At 72.8% G+C, this 17,744-nt stretch carries 16 protein-coding genes, 1 tRNA gene, 1 rRNA gene and 2 pseudogenes; 8 read left to right on the forward strand and 12 right to left on the reverse strand.

What is annotated here, in order from left to right; all coding sequences use genetic code 11:
• Positions 1–11: 11 nt before the first annotated feature.
• Positions 12–782 (reverse strand): ABC-2 transporter permease, encoded by a 771-nt coding sequence (locus ACZ6O5_RS07025; protein ID WP_465975074.1) that lies wholly within the window; start codon positions 780–782, stop codon positions 12–14.
• A 226-nt stretch (positions 783–1,008) separates the two neighbouring features.
• Positions 1,009–1,551, reverse strand: a pseudogene (locus ACZ6O5_RS07030) (ATP-binding cassette domain-containing protein); the annotation flags it as partial.
• Positions 1,552–1,666: 115 nt separating this feature from the next.
• Between ACZ6O5_RS07030 and ACZ6O5_RS07035 the strand changes: the two are divergent.
• Positions 1,667–2,281, forward strand: coding sequence for a hypothetical protein (locus ACZ6O5_RS07035; protein ID WP_465975009.1), 615 nt, complete (start codon positions 1,667–1,669; stop codon positions 2,279–2,281).
• Positions 2,278–2,808, forward strand: coding sequence for a hypothetical protein (locus ACZ6O5_RS07040; RefSeq protein WP_465975010.1), 531 nt, complete (start codon positions 2,278–2,280; stop codon positions 2,806–2,808). The genes ACZ6O5_RS07035 and ACZ6O5_RS07040 overlap by 4 nt, the downstream gene beginning before the upstream one ends.
• Positions 2,809–2,848: 40 nt before the next feature.
• Here the strand turns inward: ACZ6O5_RS07040 and ACZ6O5_RS07045 are convergent.
• Positions 2,849–2,938, reverse strand: a tRNA-Ser gene (locus ACZ6O5_RS07045).
• A gap of 75 nt (positions 2,939–3,013) precedes the next feature.
• On the opposite strand from ACZ6O5_RS07045, the gene deoD reads away from it, so the two are divergent.
• Positions 3,014–3,721, forward strand: coding sequence for a purine-nucleoside phosphorylase (gene deoD / locus ACZ6O5_RS07050; protein ID WP_281934225.1), 708 nt, complete (start codon positions 3,014–3,016; stop codon positions 3,719–3,721).
• 113 nt (positions 3,722–3,834) lie between these two features.
• On the opposite strand, the gene ACZ6O5_RS07055 is transcribed toward deoD, so the two are convergent.
• From ACZ6O5_RS07055 to ACZ6O5_RS07065, 3 genes are all read right to left on the reverse strand, one after another.
• Positions 3,835–4,389, reverse strand: coding sequence for a nucleoside deaminase (locus ACZ6O5_RS07055; protein WP_465975068.1), 555 nt, complete (start codon positions 4,387–4,389; stop codon positions 3,835–3,837).
• Positions 4,390–4,456: 67 nt separating this feature from the next.
• Entirely contained in the window at positions 4,457–4,981 is a 525-nt protein-coding gene (locus tag ACZ6O5_RS07060; protein ID WP_107162257.1) for a tRNA adenosine deaminase-associated protein, read from the reverse strand.
• A gap of 365 nt (positions 4,982–5,346) precedes the next feature.
• Positions 5,347–5,643, reverse strand: coding sequence for a hypothetical protein (locus ACZ6O5_RS07065; RefSeq protein ID WP_107162256.1), 297 nt, complete (start codon positions 5,641–5,643; stop codon positions 5,347–5,349).
• A gap of 334 nt (positions 5,644–5,977) precedes the next feature.
• On the opposite strand from ACZ6O5_RS07065, the gene ACZ6O5_RS07070 reads away from it, so the two are divergent.
• A complete protein-coding gene (locus ACZ6O5_RS07070) occupies positions 5,978–6,616 on the forward strand; it encodes a M23 family metallopeptidase (protein ID WP_465975070.1) in 639 nt (212 codons plus the stop codon).
• Positions 6,617–6,674: 58 nt separating this feature from the next.
• A complete protein-coding gene (locus ACZ6O5_RS07075; RefSeq protein WP_465975012.1) occupies positions 6,675–7,745 on the forward strand; it encodes a PHP domain-containing protein in 1,071 nt (356 codons plus the stop codon).
• Here the strand turns inward: ACZ6O5_RS07075 and ACZ6O5_RS07080 are convergent.
• A pseudogene (locus ACZ6O5_RS07080) lies at positions 7,628–8,724 on the reverse strand (DMT family transporter); the annotation flags it as partial. The gene ACZ6O5_RS07075 and the pseudogene ACZ6O5_RS07080 sit on opposite strands and share 118 nt — an antisense overlap.
• 96 nt (positions 8,725–8,820) lie before the next feature.
• Here ACZ6O5_RS07080 and ACZ6O5_RS07085 point away from each other — a divergent pair.
• Together ACZ6O5_RS07085 and ACZ6O5_RS07090 are read left to right on the forward strand one after the other, a co-directional pair.
• The gene (locus ACZ6O5_RS07085) at positions 8,821–9,444 is read left to right on the forward strand and encodes a Uma2 family endonuclease (RefSeq protein WP_465975014.1); all 624 of its coding nucleotides are present in this window, start codon (positions 8,821–8,823) and stop codon (positions 9,442–9,444) included.
• A gap of 52 nt (positions 9,445–9,496) precedes the next feature.
• A complete protein-coding gene (locus ACZ6O5_RS07090; protein WP_465975016.1) occupies positions 9,497–11,167 on the forward strand; it encodes a DUF885 domain-containing protein in 1,671 nt (556 codons plus the stop codon).
• A 64-nt stretch (positions 11,168–11,231) separates the two neighbouring features.
• Here the strand turns inward: ACZ6O5_RS07090 and ACZ6O5_RS07095 are convergent, their stop codons facing one another.
• The 3 genes from ACZ6O5_RS07095 to nudC form a co-directional block, all read right to left on the reverse strand.
• On the reverse strand, positions 11,232–12,761 hold the full coding sequence (locus ACZ6O5_RS07095; protein WP_465975018.1) for a DUF6114 domain-containing protein: 1,530 nt from the start codon (positions 12,759–12,761) through the stop codon (positions 11,232–11,234).
• A gap of 80 nt (positions 12,762–12,841) precedes the next feature.
• Positions 12,842–13,393 (reverse strand): DUF6230 family protein, encoded by a 552-nt coding sequence (locus ACZ6O5_RS07100; RefSeq protein WP_425789004.1) that lies wholly within the window; start codon positions 13,391–13,393, stop codon positions 12,842–12,844.
• 449 nt (positions 13,394–13,842) lie between these two features.
• The gene (gene nudC / locus ACZ6O5_RS07105) at positions 13,843–14,766 is read right to left on the reverse strand and encodes an NAD(+) diphosphatase (RefSeq protein ID WP_465975020.1); all 924 of its coding nucleotides are present in this window, start codon (positions 14,764–14,766) and stop codon (positions 13,843–13,845) included.
• A gap of 187 nt (positions 14,767–14,953) precedes the next feature.
• Here nudC and ACZ6O5_RS07110 point away from each other — a divergent pair, with 187 nt between their 5' ends.
• On the forward strand, positions 14,954–16,768 hold the full coding sequence (locus ACZ6O5_RS07110) for a VanW family protein (RefSeq protein WP_465975072.1): 1,815 nt from the start codon (positions 14,954–14,956) through the stop codon (positions 16,766–16,768).
• Positions 16,769–16,822: 54 nt separating this feature from the next.
• Here ACZ6O5_RS07110 and ACZ6O5_RS07115 read toward each other — a convergent pair whose 3' ends face one another.
• A complete protein-coding gene (locus ACZ6O5_RS07115; protein WP_425788502.1) occupies positions 16,823–17,449 on the reverse strand; it encodes an NADPH-dependent F420 reductase in 627 nt (208 codons plus the stop codon).
• A gap of 211 nt (positions 17,450–17,660) precedes the next feature.
• Positions 17,661–17,744, reverse strand: a 5S ribosomal RNA gene (rrf, locus tag ACZ6O5_RS07120); the annotation flags it as partial.

A 17,744-nucleotide genomic window follows, 5' to 3' on the forward strand; every position in this document is an offset into this window, starting at 1 on the left:
ATTGTCGCCTGTCACGCGTCGCGTCGACGGAGCAGCAGGCCGCCGCCGAGAATCGCCACGGCCGCGTACCCGCCCATCAGCAGCACGCTGACCCAGCCGGCGAACAGCCCGGGGGCCGGCGTGATCACCGCGACGGAGTTGAGCAGCATCAGCAGCGGGACGAAACGGCCGACCGCGATGCCGTCCGCGCCGAACAGGCCGACCGCGAACGACGGGACGAACACCAACGCGAACAGCACGCCGATCGCGGCACCGGAGTGCCTGACGACAGTCCCGACGCCCACGCCGATCAGCGCGGTGGCCGCCAGGTAGCCGCCGGTGAGCAGGACCGCGCCCAGGATCCGCGGGTCGCCCAGCGAGGCGGCCGGGATGGCGGTGCCGCGGATCGCGAGTTGCCCGCCCAGGTAGCCGGCGAAGCTGGCGAGCAGGCCGACGACGAGCGCCGCGCCACCGCCGACGGTGGCCTTCGCGGCCAGGACGGTCCGGCGGCGGGGGACGGCGGCGAACGTCGAACGGATCATCCCGGTGCCGTACTCGCCGGTCACCGCGAGGACGCCGAGCGCGCCGAGCAGGAGTTGGGCCAGGATGGCCCCGCTCAGGCTGTTGTTGAGAATCTGGGCGGTGCTGGCCACCGGCGTGTGCCCGCGGTAGCCGAGTCCCACCCCGACGCCGGCCGCCGCCATCGAGAGCACCGCCGCCGTCGCCAGCCACCACGTCGACCGGACGCTTGTCAGTTTGATCCATTCCATCCGGGCCGCGTGCCGGAATCCGTAGCCGCTCATGACACATCCGTTCCGTGGTAGTCGGTGACCGCGAGGTGAGGCGGAAGAACGCGTCCTCCAGGTTGTCGCCGCCGGCCGCGAGTTCGGCGACGGTCGTCTCGGCCAGCAGCCGGCCCCGGCCGATGACCACCAGCCGGTCCACGGTCAGCGCCGTCTCGGCGATCAGGTGGCTGGACACGAACACGGTCCGGCCTTCGGCGGCGAGCCCGCGCAGCAGGTCCCGGATCCAGCGGATGCCCTCCGGGTCCAGCCCGTTGACCGGCTCGTCGAGCAGGAGAACGCCCGGGTCGCCGAGCAGCGCGACGGCGATCCCGAGCCGCTGGCGCATGCCCAGCGAGTAGGTCCCGGCGCGCCGGTCCGCCACGCCGGACAGCCCGACCACGCGGAGCACCCGCTCGACCCGGGACCCGGGGATGTCGTTGCTCGCGGCCAGCGCGGCCAGGTGCGCCCGCCCGCTGCGGCCGGGGTGGAACGCGCCGGCGTCGAGCAGCGCGCCGACCGTCCGCAACGGCCAGGTCAGGTCCGCGTACCGGACGCCGTCGACAAGCGCCTCGCCGTGGTCCGGGGCGTCCAGGCCGAGGATCATCCGCATCGTCGTGGACTTCCCGGACCCGTTCGGGCCGAGGAAGCCGGTCACCGTGCCCGGCCGCACCCGGACGGTGAGCCTGTCCACGGCGGTCCGGTTCCCGTAGCGTTTGGTCAACTCACGTAGTTCGATCACGGGATCGACGCTAGGCAGCGCGCTCGGCAGCGGTAAGCCGGAAATCATCCGACCTGGTCCGGGGGTTTTCCACCCCCGGCGGCGGGCTACCGTTCCAGGGCGACAGCGGATCCGTCGTCGTACACATGTTCCATCCACAGGCTGTGGACGCCGAGAGGACCGGATGAGTTACCAGCTCAGTGCCGTGGTCGCCGACGTCGAGCTGCTGCGCGAGCAGACCGCCGACCTGGACCACGCGGTGCTGGCCGCGCTCCGGCAGGACTTCGCGCTGCTGCCGGTCACCCCGCAGCTCGTGGCGGAGCTGACCGGCGAGCCACCGGATTTCGCCGCCGAGGAGCCCTGCGCGGTACGCCCGTTCCGGCTGGTCCTCTCGCCACCGCTGGCGGGGCTGCTGGCCCGCTGGTCGAAGCGCGGGCCGGTGGCGTACCTGGAGGCGGAGTTCGCCGGCGGGCTCGGCCACCAGGCGGCGGTGGTGTGGCTGGACGGCGACGTGACCTGGGGCCCGCGTTACGACGGCGCGCTGGACCGGCCGCGGGCACAGTGGCCGATCAACACGGCGCTGGCCCGGCTCGGCGCCGAGCCGGGCGCGTGGATCGACCCGTTCGCTGAGCTGGGTCTGCACCTGGAGCGCGACACGGCCGGTTGGTTGGCGCACGGCCGGCGCGGGCTGTCCGCCGACTACTGGGACGAACTGGCCGAGGAGTGGGAACTGCGCCAATCCGGCCCGCACCAGCAACCTCATCGCCCCGGTCCCGTTGGGGACTGGGGGATTGCATGAAACTACGACAATTCGGCTTTATCGCCACACTGCTCGCCGCCGCTTCCATTGCCGGGAGCGGCGTCCATCCACATGGGCCGGACGTGCCCGCCCGACCGGTCGGCGCCGCCGAGGTGGTCAGCCTGAACGGCCTGCGCAACGCGGGGTTCGGCGACACCGAGGAGGACCTCACCCGGCGCGGCCTGCTGCACACCGACGAGGAGGCCTGCGGGCCCACACTGGCCGGGCACGGCGAGGTCAGCCCGATCTTCGTCGACGACCGGCTCGTCCTGCTCTGGCTCGACGACCCGATGACCACGCCGGAGGGGATCAGCGCCGGCACGCCGGTCGGCGAGGTCCGCGCCGCGTACCCCGGCGCCGCCGCGCTGCCGGCGCCGCCCGGCAGCCACCGCTTCGCCGGGCTGCTCGCCCGCGACGGCGACCGCGCGTACCTGTTCCTGCACGACGGCGTCACCGTCCGGGAGATCATCGCCGGGTACGCGGACTGGGCCCGCCGCCTCTTCGACGAGGGCTACGGCCCCTGCTGAACGCCGAAGCGCCCGGGGAATCCCCGGGCGCTTCGGCAATTGGCGGTGGCGGCGGGATTTGAACCCGCGGAGGGCGTAAACCCTCACACGCTTTCGAGGCGTGCTCCTTAGGCCACTCGGACACGCCACCGCCGACGAGGGTACAGGACCACCGCTTCGGACGCCGAACCGGTATCCCGTCGGCCGGCCTGGCAGGATCTTTGCCATGAGTACGCACATCGGCGCTGAGCCGGGAGAGATCGCCGAGCGGGTCCTGATGCCGGGTGACCCGCTGCGGGCCAAGTGGATCGCGGAGACCTACCTCGAGGAGGCCCGCTGCTACACGACGGTGCGCGGCATGCTGGGCTTCACCGGGCGGTGGAACGGCGTCGACGTCTCCGTCCAGGGTTCCGGCATGGGCATGCCGTCCGCCTCCATCTACGCCCACGAGCTGGTCAACGAGTACGGCGTGAAGACGCTGATCCGGGTCGGCTCGTGCGGGGCCCTGACCGAGGACCTGCAACTGCGGGACGTGGTGGCGGCCATCGGCTCGTCCACCGACTCGAACATGAACCGGATGCGCTTCGACGGGCTGATCGACTACGCCCCGGTCGCCGACTTCGGGCTGCTGCGTACCTCGGTCGAGGTGGCCGAGCGGCGCGGCATCACCATGCGGGTCGGGCCGATCCTGGCCGCGGACGCCTTCTACACCGACCGGCCGGACCTGTACGACGCGCTCGCCGACTACGGCGTGCTGGCGGTGGAGATGGAGTCGGCGGCGCTCTACACGATCGCGGCCCGGTTCAAGGCCCGCGCGCTGACCATCCTGACCGTGAGCGACCACATCAAGACCGGCGAGAAGACCACGTCGCAGGAGCGTGAGCAGACGTTCGGCCAGATGGTCGAGATCGCCCTCGACACCGCCATCGCCTGACCGACCCTCCGCCGGCTACCCACCGCCGCCCCCGGCACCACCCGGTGCCGGGGGCGGCGGCTCGTTAAGAAGGGGCCCCTTCTCTACCGGAGGCGTTAACCGGGGGCCCCGCCTTACCTAAAGAACGCACGCAGCAACGCTGCGCTCTCGGGGGCCAGGACGCCGGGGTAGACCTCGGGGCGGTGGGGGAGCCGGCGGTCGCGTAGGACGTCCCAGAGCGAGCCGACCGCGCCGGTCTTCGGTTCCCACGCGCCGAACACCACTGTCGAGACCCGGGCCAGCGCGATCGCGCCGGCGCACATGGTGCACGGCTCCAGCGTCACCACAAGCGTGCAGCCGTCCAGCCGCCACCGGCCCAGCCCCTGCGCGGCGCGGCGCAGCGCCAGCACCTCGGCGTGCGCGGTCGGGTCGCCGGTCAGTTCCCGCTCGTTGCGCCCGATCGCCAGCTCCCCGCCGTCGGGCCCGTAGAGCACGGCCCCGACCGGTACGTCGTCGACGCCCTCGACCGGCGTCGGCCCGTCCGGGCCGGTCGCGGCGACGTGCAGGGCCCGCCGCATCCACAGCTCGTGCCGCTGCCGGCGCCCCACCGCGCCCGGGTCGGCCAGTCCTTCGTCCGCGCCCGGCCCGGCCCGTCCGGGTCGACCCGGCGTCGGCTGGCCGGGTCGCAGCGTCTCCAGCGCCGGGTCGGTGGCGTCGGCCGGTTCCACGGCGCCGGGCGTCACGGATTCGCCGGGCTCAGACCTCACGCAGCTCCTCGACCTCGTCCGCGCAGCCGAGCACCTGGCAGATCTCGGCGGTCACGTCGGCCGGCATGTTGCCCTCGTGCGCGCAGAGCGCGAGCAGCTTCGGTGCCGGGATGCCGAGGTCGGCGAGGAGGTCGGCGTCGCCCACCGGGTCGGCCTCCGGGTCCACGGCCGGCTGCTCGGTCTCGTCGTCGCCGCCGGACGGGCGCGGCTCGTCGACGTCCTCCAGGCCGGTGACCGAGGTCTTCAGGTCGCCGACCAGCAGCGCGCCCAGCCGGGACTCCTCCGCGTACGCCGAGTCGGAGCCGAAGACCCGCAGGTCCTCCCCCTCGTCGAGGCGCAGGACGACCAGGTAGGTGTCGTCCGCCTCGACGAACAGCAGGGAAAGGTCGGCGTCCGGCTCGACGTCACGCAGCCGGTCGGCCGCCTCCTCGATGTCGGTGACGCCCCGCAGGCTGACCTCGCCGGCGGTCCAGCCGCCGTCGATGCGCGCCACGGCAGCAGCGAAGTACGACACGGTCCCCCCAAATTGGCCTCGGCATCACGCCGACACGTCACGCGATGCACGTTAACCGGTCGGGTCGGCGGGCGACCGGTCAACGCCCCGACAGGGGCCGGCCGTTCCTGGAGAAAGTCGCCTCAGCCGGCCACGCGGCGCCGGGTGGCGATGAGCTGGCGCAGACGATCGCTGCGCGCCCGCTGCGGCCGCTCGCGCTGCTGTACCGCACGGGCACCGGCCAACTCGGCGAGGAGTTGTAGGCGACGGCGGCTCCGATCGGGGTCGAGCCGCGGCGGTGTGGTCCAGGCCATACGGCGAGCGTGAACCGTCACCGCGCGTACGTCAAGATGGTCTTCGCTACGCAGCGAAAGCGGCACGTAAGGTCACCAGAGCGGCCAGTCGCCGGTCTGCGCCCACCGCACCGCGACGATCGCGGCGGCGATGCTCCAGCCGCCCGCGGTGACGATCGCCACCCCGGTCGCCACCCCCCGGTCGCCGTGGCGGACCAGGACCGCGGCGACCGCCCAGGCGACGCCGCCGGCCAGCACCGTCCACCAGGCGTAGCCGGGCACGTCGCGGCCGACCAGCCCGAACAGCAGCAACCAGGCGAAGGTGACCACCGCGCCGAGCGCCACGCCGGCGCCGGTCACCGGGTACGGCTCGCGGTAACTGGGACGCATCGGCCCGCCGGACGGGAAGAGCCCCGACGGGGTACGCGGCGGCGCGTGGAACGCCCCCGGACCGTTCGCTCCGGCTGCCCCGTGCCACCCGTTCGTCACCGCTGCTCCCCTCCCCGACCCATCGACCCCGACGTCACCCACCGTGACCAGCCGGTGCGACCGCGTCGGCGCTTTCGTTCCCACGGTAGTGGTCTGCCAGGATGATCGGATGCGCTCGCCATCGATCGGCCGCCGCGCGCGTCCGGCGTTCCCGGTCCTGTTGCTCGTCGCGGCGTTCGCCGCCGGGTGCGACCGGCCCGCGACGCCCGCGGACGCGTGGCAGGACCCGAGCCCGATGGTGACGGCGACGCAACCCGCCGAGCCGACGGCGAGCCCGGCCCCACCGGCCGTCTCCGCCGCCCCGACCGCCACCGTCGCCCCGACACCGTCGCGCCCCGCGCCGCGACGCGTCTTCCCGGTCCGAGCCGGCAACGTCGACTACCACCCGACGCACGGCGGCTACCCGGGCACCGACATCTTCGCCGACTGCGGTGAGCCGGTGGTGGCGGTCACCGACGGGGTGGTGCTCGAGGTGAGCCGGGTGGACCGGTTCGACAAGCGGGGGCCGATGGGGCCGAACAACGGCGGGCTCTCGGTCTCGCTGCTCGGCGACGACGGGGTGCGCTACTACGGTTCGCACCTGAGCGCGATCGCGTCCGGCGTCGACGCCGGCGTCCGTGTGCGCGCCGGGCAGCAGCTCGGCAAGGTGGGCCGCACCGGCAACGCCAACAACGTGTGCCACCTGCATTTCGGGCTCTCCCCGAAGTGCTCCGGCCACGACGACTGGTGGATCCGTCGCGGGGTGGTCTGGCCGGCGCCCTACCTGAACTCCTGGCGCAGGGGCGGCAACCGGTCGCCGGTAGCCGAGGTCACCGCCTGGCAGCGCGAGCACGGCTGCCCGGCCTCGCCGGGCCGGTCCGCGGCGGGCGGCTGACCCGACGCGCGGGTCGGGCGGCGCACGGCGGGCGGCCGGAGCGCGTAGGTTCCACTGCATGACTGCCCGAGATCCCCTCGCCGATCTGCGCCGGATCGCGTTCCTGCTGGAACGGGCCAACGAGGCCACCTACCGGGTGCGGGCGTTCCGGTCGGCGGCGGCGGCGCTGGGCGCGCTGCCGGCCGACGAGGTGGCCGAGCGGGCCCGCACCGGCAAGCTGACCGAGCTGGCCGGCGTCGGCGACGTCACCGCCCGCTGCGTGGCCGAGTCGCTGGCCGGCGAGGAGCCGGTCTACCTGCGTCGGATGCTGGCCACCGAGGGCACCGACCTGGACGAGGAGGCGGCGACGCTGCGGGACGCGTTGCGCGGCGACTGCCACACCCACTCGGACTGGTCGGACGGCGGCTCACCGATCGAGGAGATGGCGCTGGCCGCGGTCGAGCTGGGGCACGAGTACGTGGTGCTCACCGACCACTCGCCCCGGCTGAAGGTGGCCCGCGGGCTGACCGCGGACCGGCTCCGCCGGCAGCTCGACCACGTGGCCGCCGTGAACGAGGCGCTGCCGAAGGGTTTCCGCATCCTCACCGGCATCGAGGTCGACATCCTCGCCGACGGCTCACTCGACCAGACCGACGAGTTGCTGGCCCGGCTGGACGTGGTGGTCGGCTCGGTGCACAGCGGCCTCAGCGACGAGCGGGCGAAGATGACCCGCCGGATGGTGACCGCGATCGCCAACCCGCACCTGGACATCCTCGGGCACTGCACCGGCCGGATGGTGTCCTCCCGGCCGGCCGGTGTGACCGGGCCGGGCGACAAGGGGCACCGGCCGCGTACCCGCAAGGAGAGCGAGTTCGACGCGGACGCCGTCTTCGCCGCCTGCGCGGAGCACGACGTCGCCGTCGAGATCAACTCCCGGCCGGAGCGGCAGGACCCGCCGAAGCGGCTGATCCGCCGCGCGCTGGAGGCGGGCTGCCGGTTCGCCATCGACACCGACGCGCACGCTCCCGGGCAGCTCGACTGGCAGCGCTTCGGGTGCGAACGGGCGGCGCGCTGCGGCGTACCGGCCGACCGGGTGATCAACACATGGACCGCCGACCGCCTGGTGAAGTGGACGGCGGGCCGGGGCTGAGCGGTCAGGCCCGGGCGGCCGGCTCGACCGGGCGGCCGGCGGGCGCCACCGGCGGCGGGGCGGGCCGACGGCGGCGGCCGACGAGGCCCTGCGCGACCGCCACCCCGACCAGCACGATCAGCGCGCCCACCGGCTGGTGCCAGTTCATCCGCTCGCCGAGCACCACGGCGCCGACCAGCACCGCGAAGACCGGCACCAGGTACGTCACGGTGGACGCCGTGCTGGCCCCGGCCAGCCGGATGTTGCGCAGGTTGATCACGAAGGCGAGCCCGGTACCGAGCGCGCCGAGCGCGAGCACACTGGCCACCACCCGGGGCGACAGGTCGGTCGGCACCGGCGGCGCACCGGCCACCAGCGGCGCGGCCAACGCGAGCTGCGCGGTCGCCACGAGCAGTTGGGCCGCCGACAGCGACAGTCCCGAGTACGCGCGTCCGGCGATGAACTTCTTCTGGTACGGGATCGCCAGCCCGTAGCAGGCCGCCGCCCCGAGGCACATGAGCTGGCCGGTGAAGTGCGCGCCGCCGACGCCCGCCCAGACACCGAGCACCACCAGCACGCCGACGAAGCCCAGCGCCAGCCCGACCGCCCGGCGCGCGGTCAGCCGCTCGGTGCGGAACACCAGCACCGCCAGCGGCAGCACGATCAGCGGCGTGGTGGCGTTCCAGATGCCGGCCAGCATGGACTCGACCCGCTGCTCGCCGTAGCCGAACAGGGTGAACGGCAGCGCGACGCCGAACGCGGCGACCACCAGCAGGTGGCCCCAGACCGCCGGCTCGCGGGGCAGCCGGTCGCGCAGCACGACCAGCACCACGAGCAGCGTGGCCGCGCCGGTGGCCACGCGGTAGAGCGTGAGGTGCACGGGGTGCAGCTCACCCACCCCCACCTTGATGAAGAGGAAGCTGGAACCCCAGATCGCGGCCAGTGCGACGAACCCGGGCAGCCAGCTCCGCAGCGGTGCCCGGTCAGGGGCGGAATCCATGTTCACCCCTGACACTCTGCCCCTCCGGTACGACGAAGTCGCGCGGATTTCGGACGCCGTGTCGACCGCCACAGCAACCGACCTACAGTGGGGACGTTGACCGGTCGAGGAGGTGACAAGTCGATGGCCGCACCGCTGCGTTTCGATCCGCTCGTCGATTTCGACGGGATGTGGACCACCCGGCTCGCCGACCGTTACCTCCCGTTGCGCGAGCTGCCCGACGCGCGCTACGAGTGCATCGACGGAAGGCTGGTCATGACCCCCGCCGAGACCGGCACCAACAGCTATGCCGAGGGCGAGCTGCTCCACCTGCTCAAGCCGGCGGCGAAGGAGGCCGGCTTCTACGTCTTCGGCCAGGTGAACCTGACGTTCGCCCCCGACCGGTGGATCCAGCCCGACCTGACCATCCTGCACACCCTGCCCGGAACCGACCAGGAGGACCGGTGGATTCCGGTTCGGCTGTGCACGATGGCGGTCGAGTTCGTGTCGCCGGGAAGCCGCCGGCAGGACTTCGTGAACAAGCCCCGCCGCTGCGCCGAAGGCGGGGTGCCGTACTTCATGCGGGTGCAGATCGCCCGACAGCTCCGGCACGTCGGCGTCGAGTTCCTCACGCTCGACAACGGCGGCTACGTCAGTACGGCTCAGGCGGTCAGCGGCCAGCGGCTCAAACTGGACCTGCCGTTCCCGATCGACTTCGACCCCGCCGATCTGCTGCCCTGAACACGGCAAACAGGCTCGACACCGGGGTGACCCGGTCACGTAGGGTCGCCCCGTGGGACGAATCGATGACCTCGCCAACCGGTACGTGGCCCAGTGGGCTCCGCTGAGCCCGACCGGGGCCACCTACGTCGGCATCGCCGGCTACGACGACCAGCTCGACGACCTGTCGCCCGAGGGCTACGCGGCCCGTGCCGAGCTGGCCCGGCGCACGCTGGGCCAGCTCGACGTGACCGAGGCGGAGACCGAGGCGGAGCGGACCGCGCAGGAGGCGATGCAGGAACGCCTCGGCCTGGAACTCGCCCGCTACGACAGCGGCGAGACCACCAGCGAAGTCAGCGTGATCACGAGTGGGCTGCACGAGCTGCGGATGGTCTTCGACCTGATGCCGACCGACGGCGAGGAGGCGAAGGCGAACGTCGCCACCCGGCTCAACCGCTTCGCGTCCGCGTTGGAGGGCTACAAGCGCACGCTGCGTGAGGCGGCGGCGGCCGGCCGGGTCAGCTCGCAGGTGCAGCTCGTCGAGGTCGCCAAGCAGTGCGACATCTGGGTCGACCCGGACGGCGACAACTTCTTCCACGGCCTGGCCGAACGCCTCGACGCGGACGGCACGCTCGGTGCCGAGCTGCGCAAGGGCGCCGCCGCCGCGACCGCGGCCACCGCCGAGTTCGGGCACTTCCTCCGCACCGAGCTGGCCCCCGTCGGGCGGCAGAAGCAGGCCGCCGGCCGGGAGCGCTACGAACTGGCCTCGCAGTACTTCCTCGGCGCGAAGGTCGACCTGGACGAGACGTACGCCTGGGGTTTCGCGGAGCTGGCCCGCCTGGAGGCCGAGATGCGGGCGGTGGCCGCGCGGATCGTCGGCCCCGGCGCCTCGGTCGACGACGCGGTCCGTGCGCTCGACGCCGACCCGGCGCGGACGGTCCGCGGCAAGGAGGCGTTCCGCGACTGGATGCAGGCACTCGCCGACCAGGCGATCAGCGAGCTGGACGGCTCCCACTTCGACATCCCGGAGCAGGTCCGCCGCATCGAGTGCTGCCTGGCGCCGACCAGCGACGGCGCGATCTACTACACCGGCCCGAGCGAGGACTTCTCCCGGCCGGGGCGGATGTGGTGGGCGGTGCCGCAGGGCATCACCGAGTTCTCCACCTGGCGTGAGGTGACCACCGTCTACCACGAGGGGGTGCCGGGCCATCACCTCCAGGTCGCGCAGACCGCCGTCCGGGCCGACCTGCTCAACCGCTGGCAGCGGCTGCTCTGCTGGGTCTCCGGGCACGGCGAGGGCTGGGCGCTCTACTCGGAGCGGTTGATGGACGAGCTGGGCTACCTGGCCGATCCGGGGGACCGGCTCGGCATGCTCGACGGGCAGGCATTGCGGGCGGCCCGGGTGATCGTCGACATCGGCATGCACCTGGAGCTGGAGATCCCGGCGGACAATCCGTTCGGCTTCCACCCGGGCGAGCGCTGGACGCCGGAGCTGGGTTGGGAGTTCATGCGGGCGCACTGCCGGGTGCCGGACGAGACGCTGCGCTTCGAGCTGAACCGCTACCTCGGCTGGCCGGGGCAGGCCCCCTCCTACAAGGTGGGCGAGCGGATCTGGTTGCAGGCCCGGGAGGACGCGAAGGCCCGCAAGGGCGCCGACTTCGACCTGAAGGAGTTCCACCGTCAGGCGCTCGACCTGGGCGCGCTGGGGCTCGACCCGCTGCGTCGGGCGCTGGGCCGGCTCTGAGGACGACGGTGGCCGGGCGTCGGAGGGACCTCCGACGCCCGGCCGTTTCCGTGGTGCGCCCGGATCAGGCCAGGTCGACCCGGAGCACCGGCTTGGCGGTGAGCGAGTTCGAGTGCTCGTACGCCAGCTCGATCACCGGGTCGTCGAAGCTGATCGGGATCGGCGAGGTGATCGGGATGCCGTCCGGGAAGGGCAGCTCCGGTGTCAGCGTGATCTTGATGCCGAGCAGGTGCCCGACGAACCGGGTGGCGTAGAACGCGACGTCACCGGAGACGGTGAGCCGGTCGGTGACGTACCGCTGCTTCTTGCCCGCCGGGCCGCTGGCCAGCAGCGTGAAGTCGTCGGTGACGGCCTTGTCCATGGTGAACTTCAGGCACTTGAGCTTGCCCCGGTAGGTGGGCAGCTCGACGATGCCCTCGAAGCGCAGCCCGGTCATGGTCACCTTGGAGCCGGTGAGCCGGGAGGGCGGGTCGGCCACGAGCGGCTGGTCGGGGTCGGCGGCCAGCTTGGGCAGCGGCTTGCCCTCCTCGACCGGCTTGGGCTTGGTCGGGGCGGGGTCGGCGTCGTCGCAGTCGGCACCCGGCTTCGCCGGGGTCGACGGCTTGGCGCTGCCGCTCGGCTTCGGCGTGCCGCTCCCGCTCGGCGTGGCGGCTGCGGCGGCGGCGGGGGCCACGGTCGACGGCGACGGCGACGGCTCGGCCTCCTCCTCCCCGCCGGTGAACAGGCCGGTGATGCCGTCGACGAGGTCGGTCAGCAGGTTGCCACCCGGGTCCTCGGCCGGCGGCGCGGCCGTGGCGGTGGCGCTCGGGCTGGCCGACGGCGACGCCGACGCGGTCTTCGAGGCGGACGGCTTCGGCGCCGGCGCCGACGTGGTCGGGCAGGCCGCCGGCGCGGCGACCGCCGGCCGCTGGTCGCGGAGCGCCACCAGGCCGGCCAGGGAGACCGCGAGAACCAGCAGGATCGCGTACGCCCGGGGCGCGTAGCCCGGCCCGTGGGGCGTGTCCGGCCCGGCGGGGTCGACGGGCGACGCCTCGCGCAGTGGGTTACGCGGCTCCGGCAACGTGTCGGTGAGGACACCGGTGGCGTCGTCCTGCCGCTGCCGGGGCGGCAGCAACTCGTCGACCAGGGCCGGCTCCGGCTCCTCGGCCGGCTCGGTCGCCGGCTCGTCGACCGGCTGGGCCGGCTTCGGGTCGCCTGAGGTTTCCTTGCGCGGCACCCAGGCGAAGCCGAGCGCGCTGCCGATCATGCCGAGCAGCAGGCCGATGAAGAAGCCGCCGAGGTTCACGCCGATCAGCGAGTAGAGCGCGGTGATCGCCGCGACCACCGCGTAGAACATCCGCTGGGCCGGGCTGAACCAGAGCAGCATGCCGCAGGTCACGAGGATGGTCGGGATGAGCCAGGACAGGAAACCGGTGGGTCCCATCTGGAACGTGAGGCCGTTGAGGCTCATCTGGGTGGTGGCGAAGATCTCCAGACCGGCCAGCGCGGTGAAGAGCCCGCCCCAGAACGGTCGCGCCCGGCGCCACCGGCGGAAGCCACGCCACGCCTGGCCGGGCCGACCCGGTCGGGCCTGCTGCGTCTCGGCGGTTGTCACGTACTCCTCCTGGCGGTGCTGACGGGGTGAGACATGGCCGAGGCTCGCGGAGGGCGCCCTCCGCGAGCCTCGCCATCAGATCAGAAGCACTCCTTGGCGTCCTTGCCCACGTTGACCTTCAGCTTCAGGCCGTTGAGGGTGAAGACGCCGGCGCTGGTGGAGCGTGCCACCTGCTCCAGCTTCGTGATGGTCACCACGTCGGCGCTCTGCCCGAACGCGCCGGGCTGGCCCTTCGTCGCGTTGAGGTCGTTGGCGTCGCGGCCGATCTGGATGTTCTCGAACGTGGCGTCGCCCGCGAGCGAGTCCATGTCGATCAGCAGGTTGGTGGCGGTGGCCGGCTTGCCGTCGCCACCGGCGTTGATGGTCAGCACGATCGGGATGCCCGGCAGGCTGGCGTTGACCGACTGGCAGAGGTCGTAGAGCTTCGCGTCGGCGATCTCGGAGACGGCGACCGGGTGCTTGGTGCCGTTCTTCTCCTCGACCATGCCGCCGTACTGCTTGAAGCCGTTGCCGACCAGCTTCGTGGCGCCGACCTTGAAGGTCTGGCCCGACACCGCGAACGAGGCCGCGATGGCGCCGTTGGCCATGCCCAGCACGATGCCGCCGGCCACGACCGTCGCCGGCACCATCATCGCGGCGAAGCGCCGCCAGCGGGTGCCGCCACTCGGCTGACGGTTCTCCGATTCACTCACAAGGTCCTCCTCGACGGGGGTGCGTCGCCGGACGCGGGACGCGACGCGGGACGGGAAAGCTGCGGGGCGGCGCGGATGCCGTTGTGCCGAACGGCCGCGCGGTCGCGGATTGGATGCTCTCGCGAAGCGACAGACCTCACAAGCCCCAAGCTACTGACGGGTAACACAGACGTGATATCAAGGTCGTCCCTGGTTACCAACGGTTAACATCCCCGGGGCAAGGAGGTCAGGGCAAACCGGCCTGATTACGACAGGATGCCGAACAGGTTTCACCTGTGGTAGTCGTCACCGCCAAACATCACAGTTCGGTAACGGCGAGCTGGCAAGGCGCTGTGGGTGAGGAGCCAATCACCCGTCCGGCCGGGACCACGCCACCGACCGGAGCCGGCTCAGCCCCGCTCGTCCAGCCACGACTCCAGCAGGTGGCGGCCGATCGAGTCGACCCGGCCGAGGGGGCGCCCCGCCGCCGCCCGCGCACGCAGCTCCGCCCGGGTGAACCAGCGCGCCGCCACCAGCTCCTCGTCGTCGACCCGGACCCGCGTCGACACCGCCGTCGCCCGGAACCCGACCATCAACCCGGCCGGAAACGGCCACGCCTGTGAACCCTGATAGGTCACCGCCCGCACGGACACGCCGGCCTCCTCGGCCAACTCCCGCCGGACCGCGTCCTCCAGGCTCTCGCCGATCTCCACGAACCCGGCCAGCAGCGACCAGGCATCCTCCGCCGCCCCGCGATGCCGGCCCAGCAGACAACGCTCCGGTTCACCGGGCGCCTCGACCAGCACGATGACCGCCGGCTCGATCCGCGGGAAGAACAACCGGGCGCAGCTCGGCCCGGTGCAGGAGCGGACGTGCCCGCCCGAGCCGGCCACCGTCGCCGCCCCGCACGCACCGCAGAACCGCTGGCCCCGATGCCAGTGCAGCAACCCCTTCGCGTACGCCTGGAGCGCCGCCTCCGCCGGCGTCAGCCCGCCCACCAGGGCGCGGACGTCCACCGCCTCGACCGCGCCGGCCAGCTCGCGGGCCTCGCCCTCCTCCTGGCCGGACAGGTCGGCGGCGAACACCGCCCGGCCCGCGTCCAGCCCCAGGAAGACCGTCTCGTCGGCGGCGGCGAGCAGCCCGGCCGCATCCACCACGGTTGGCCGCACCGGCGCCCGCCCGGCGTCCACCAGGCACCGGTCCCGCCAGCACGGCAGCACCACACTCGCCGGATCGGTCCGCCGCTCGGCCAGCCAGTCCACGTCCCCGCGCAGCTCCGCCGCCCGGTCCAGCCAGCCACCGCCGTACGCCAACCCGCGCTCGTCCGCCCGCACCCGCCCACCGTGTCACGACCAGGGCGTGGACGGGGCCCCGAAACGGGTGATCGGTGCGACACCGCCGCCCGCCCGACACGACCGCCCGGCCGGAGACTCCCGACCGGCCCGAGCGTTGGTTACCGTAGGTGTCTCCCGCGGGGGAAGCGGTCCCCGCACGTGTCCTTCCGATGAGGTTGCAGTGACGATGTACGGCGAGAAGGTGCCGGCCGCCGACGACCGCCCCACCATCAAGGTGGCGGCGGTGAGCTGGCCCGGGGTCGAGCTGGAGCCGGTCGCCACACCGCCCGCCGGCGACCCGGGGAAGCCGCCGCGCTCCCGACGCGCCCGGCTGCTGCTGGCCGGCGGGATCACCGCCGCCGTGCTCGCCGGTGGCGTCGGCGTCGGCGCCTACGCGTACGCCGGTGACGTGCCCCGCGGCACCACGGTGCTCGGCACCGAGCTGGGCGGCCGGAGCCGGGCCGAGGCGGCCCGCGCGCTGCGCACCGAGCTGGAACGCCGCGCCGACGCGCTGAACGCCCCGATCACCGTGACCGTGGGCGAGAAGAAGGTCGAGCTGAAGCCGGCCGACGTCGGGCTCACGATCGACGTGGACGCCACCGTGGCGGCGGCGGCCGCCGCCGACGCGCACGCGGTCAGCCGACTGGTCGGCTCCCGCGCGGTCGAGCCAGTGGTCACGGTCGACGCCGACCGGCTGGCGGCCGCCCTGCGCACGGCGGCGGGCGACCAGGGCCGCGAGATGACGATGCCGACCATCATCTGGACCGGCACCACCCCGAAGCCGGTCTACCCGAAGCCGGCGCTGACCGTCGACACGACCGCCGCGACGACGGCGGTCACCTCGGCGTGGCTGGCCGCCCGACCGGTCACCGTGCCCCTGGTGGAGCAGTGGCCGGCGACCACCCGGGAGGAGGTCGACCGGCTCGTCACCGAGCTGGCCCGGCCCGCCGTCGCCGCGCCGGTCACGCTCACCACCGACGGCGGCTCGGTCACCATCCCGCCCGCCGCCATCGCCAGGTCGCTGCGCTTCCCGACCGACGACGCCGGAAAGATCACTCCCCGGGTCGACGTCAAGCGACTGCGCGCCGCGCTCGGCGGCAAGCTGGCGACGCTGGAGGTGGAGCCCCGCGACGCCGGGCTGACCATCAGTGGCGGCAAGCCGAAGGTGGTACCGAGCCGGGCCGGCCGCCAGGTCGACGCCGCCGCGCTCGGGCCCGCGTTGCTCGCGGTGCTGCCGAAGCCGACCGACCGCGCGGTGACCGCCGCGCTGAAGCCGGCCGCGCCGGAGCTGACCGAGGCCAAGCTGGCCGAGCTGGGCATCAAGGAACGGGTCTCCACCTTCACCACCCGGTTCACCGGCGGCCTCTCCTCCCCGCGCAGCCAGAACATCGTCCAGGCGGCCAAGGACGTGGACGGCACGATCGTCAAGCCGGGGGAGACCTTCTCGCTCAACGCGCACACCGGCGAACGCGGCTACGACCAGGGCTACCAGGACGCGCCGACGATCGTGAACGGCAAGCTGGTGCCGGGCGTGGGCGGCGGCGTCTCGCAGTTCACCACCACGCTGTTCAACGCGAGCTACTACGCCGGGCTGGAGGACGTCGAGCACAAGCCGCACTCGTTCTACTTCAGCCGCTACCCGGCCGTCATCGAGTCGACCATCTACTGGCCGCAGCTCGACTTCAAGTTCCGCAACAACACGCCGCACGGCGTGCTCATCGACACCTCGTACACGGGCAGCACGATCACCGTGTCGATCTGGAGCACGAAGATCTACGACAGCGTGAAGACCGAGTACGGCCCGCGCCGGAACGTCACCCAGCCGAAGACGGTCTACCTCAAGCCGGGTCCGGACTGCATCTCCGCCGCCGGTGGGGTGGGATTCGCCCAGGACGCGTTCCGGGTGATCAAGAAGGACGGCAAGGTCGTCAAGCGGGAGAAGTTCAGCTGGCGGTACGACGCCGAACCGCGCTTCATCTGCGCCCCCGAGCCGGGGGCCTGACCCCGGACGCCAAGAAGGCCCCGCTCAGCGGGGCCTTCTTCGTGAGCGGTGCGGTCAGGGCCGCGCCGCGGCCAGACCCTCCCGTACGCCGTCCGCGTCCCGGTCGGTGCCGTACACCGGCGTGTCCGGCTGCTGCCGCCAGCTCTCGTCGAGCGTGCCCGCGTCGACCGGGTCGAAGCCCAGCTCCGCCACGATCCCCATGACGACCCGCTTGGCGTCCTCGTCGTCGCCGGCGACCGGCAGGCCGATCCGGTCCGGCGTGCCCGCCGGCTTCCCCGCGTCCATCAGGTGCGCCGCCTGGATGTTGTTGAAGGCCTTGACCACCCGGGCGCCCTTGAGGTGGTCGGCGGTCCACCGGCTGGAGCTGAGACTACGGTCCAGCAGCTCGGCCACGTCGCCGTCGCGCTGGGGGTAGTAGTTGTTCGCGTCCACGACCAGCTTGCCGTCGAAGAGCGACGCCGGCAGTTGCGGCACCGCCTTCAGCGGGATCGCGACGACCACGAGTTCCGCGCCCTGGACCGCCTCCTCCAGGCTCACGGCCCGGGCGCCGGTCTCGGCGGCGAGGTCGGTCAGGCTCTGCGGGCCGCGGGAGTTGGTTACCGCGACGTCGTGGCCGAGTGAACTCAGACGACGGGTGAGGGTGCCCCCGATGTGCCCCGACCCGATGATTCCGATCTCCATGACCACTCCTGTACCCCGGTCGGCCCGTGCCGATCCCGAACACACCGTTCGTCACGTCACGTTTGACGAATCCGCCCGGTCGGCGGGGGACGCGCGGAGCGGTCCCGGGTCGACGGTACGAGACACGACGGGTGGGCCGTGGAGATTCCGCCGGTTCGGGCGGGAACGCAGTTCAGGGCCACCCCGAAGGGTGGCCCTGAACTGGAAGATTGTCCGGCGGTGTCCTACTCTCCCACACCCTCCCGAGTGCAGTACCATCGGCGCTGGAGGGCTTAGCTTCCGGGTTCGGAATGTA

This window comes from Micromonospora sp. NPDC049201, from assembly GCF_055586805.1.

Bases quoted from the DNA above. Each gene is read 5' to 3' on its own strand.
- ACZ6O5_RS07035 (WP_465975009.1), top strand. From the start codon at position 1,667: ATGAGTTACCAGCTCAGTGCCGTGGTCGCCGACGTCGAGCTGCTGCGC.
- ACZ6O5_RS07065 (WP_107162256.1), bottom strand. From the start codon at position 5,643: ATGCGTCCCAGTTACCGCGAGCCGTACCCGGTGACCGGCGCCGGCGTG.
- ACZ6O5_RS07025 (WP_465975074.1), bottom strand. From the start codon at position 782: ATGAGCGGCTACGGATTCCGGCACGCGGCCCGGATGGAATGGATCAAA.
- ACZ6O5_RS07115 (WP_425788502.1), bottom strand. From the start codon at position 17,449: ATGGAGATCGGAATCATCGGGTCGGGGCACATCGGGGGCACCCTCACC.
- deoD (WP_281934225.1), top strand. From the start codon at position 3,014: ATGAGTACGCACATCGGCGCTGAGCCGGGAGAGATCGCCGAGCGGGTC.
- ACZ6O5_RS07100 (WP_425789004.1), bottom strand. From the start codon at position 13,393: ATGATGGTGCCGGCGACGGTCGTGGCCGGCGGCATCGTGCTGGGCATG.
- ACZ6O5_RS07075 (WP_465975012.1), top strand. From the start codon at position 6,675: ATGACTGCCCGAGATCCCCTCGCCGATCTGCGCCGGATCGCGTTCCTG.
- ACZ6O5_RS07070 (WP_465975070.1), top strand. From the start codon at position 5,978: ATGGTGACGGCGACGCAACCCGCCGAGCCGACGGCGAGCCCGGCCCCA.
- ACZ6O5_RS07110 (WP_465975072.1), top strand. From the start codon at position 14,954: ATGTACGGCGAGAAGGTGCCGGCCGCCGACGACCGCCCCACCATCAAG.
- ACZ6O5_RS07040 (WP_465975010.1), top strand. From the start codon at position 2,278: ATGAAACTACGACAATTCGGCTTTATCGCCACACTGCTCGCCGCCGCT.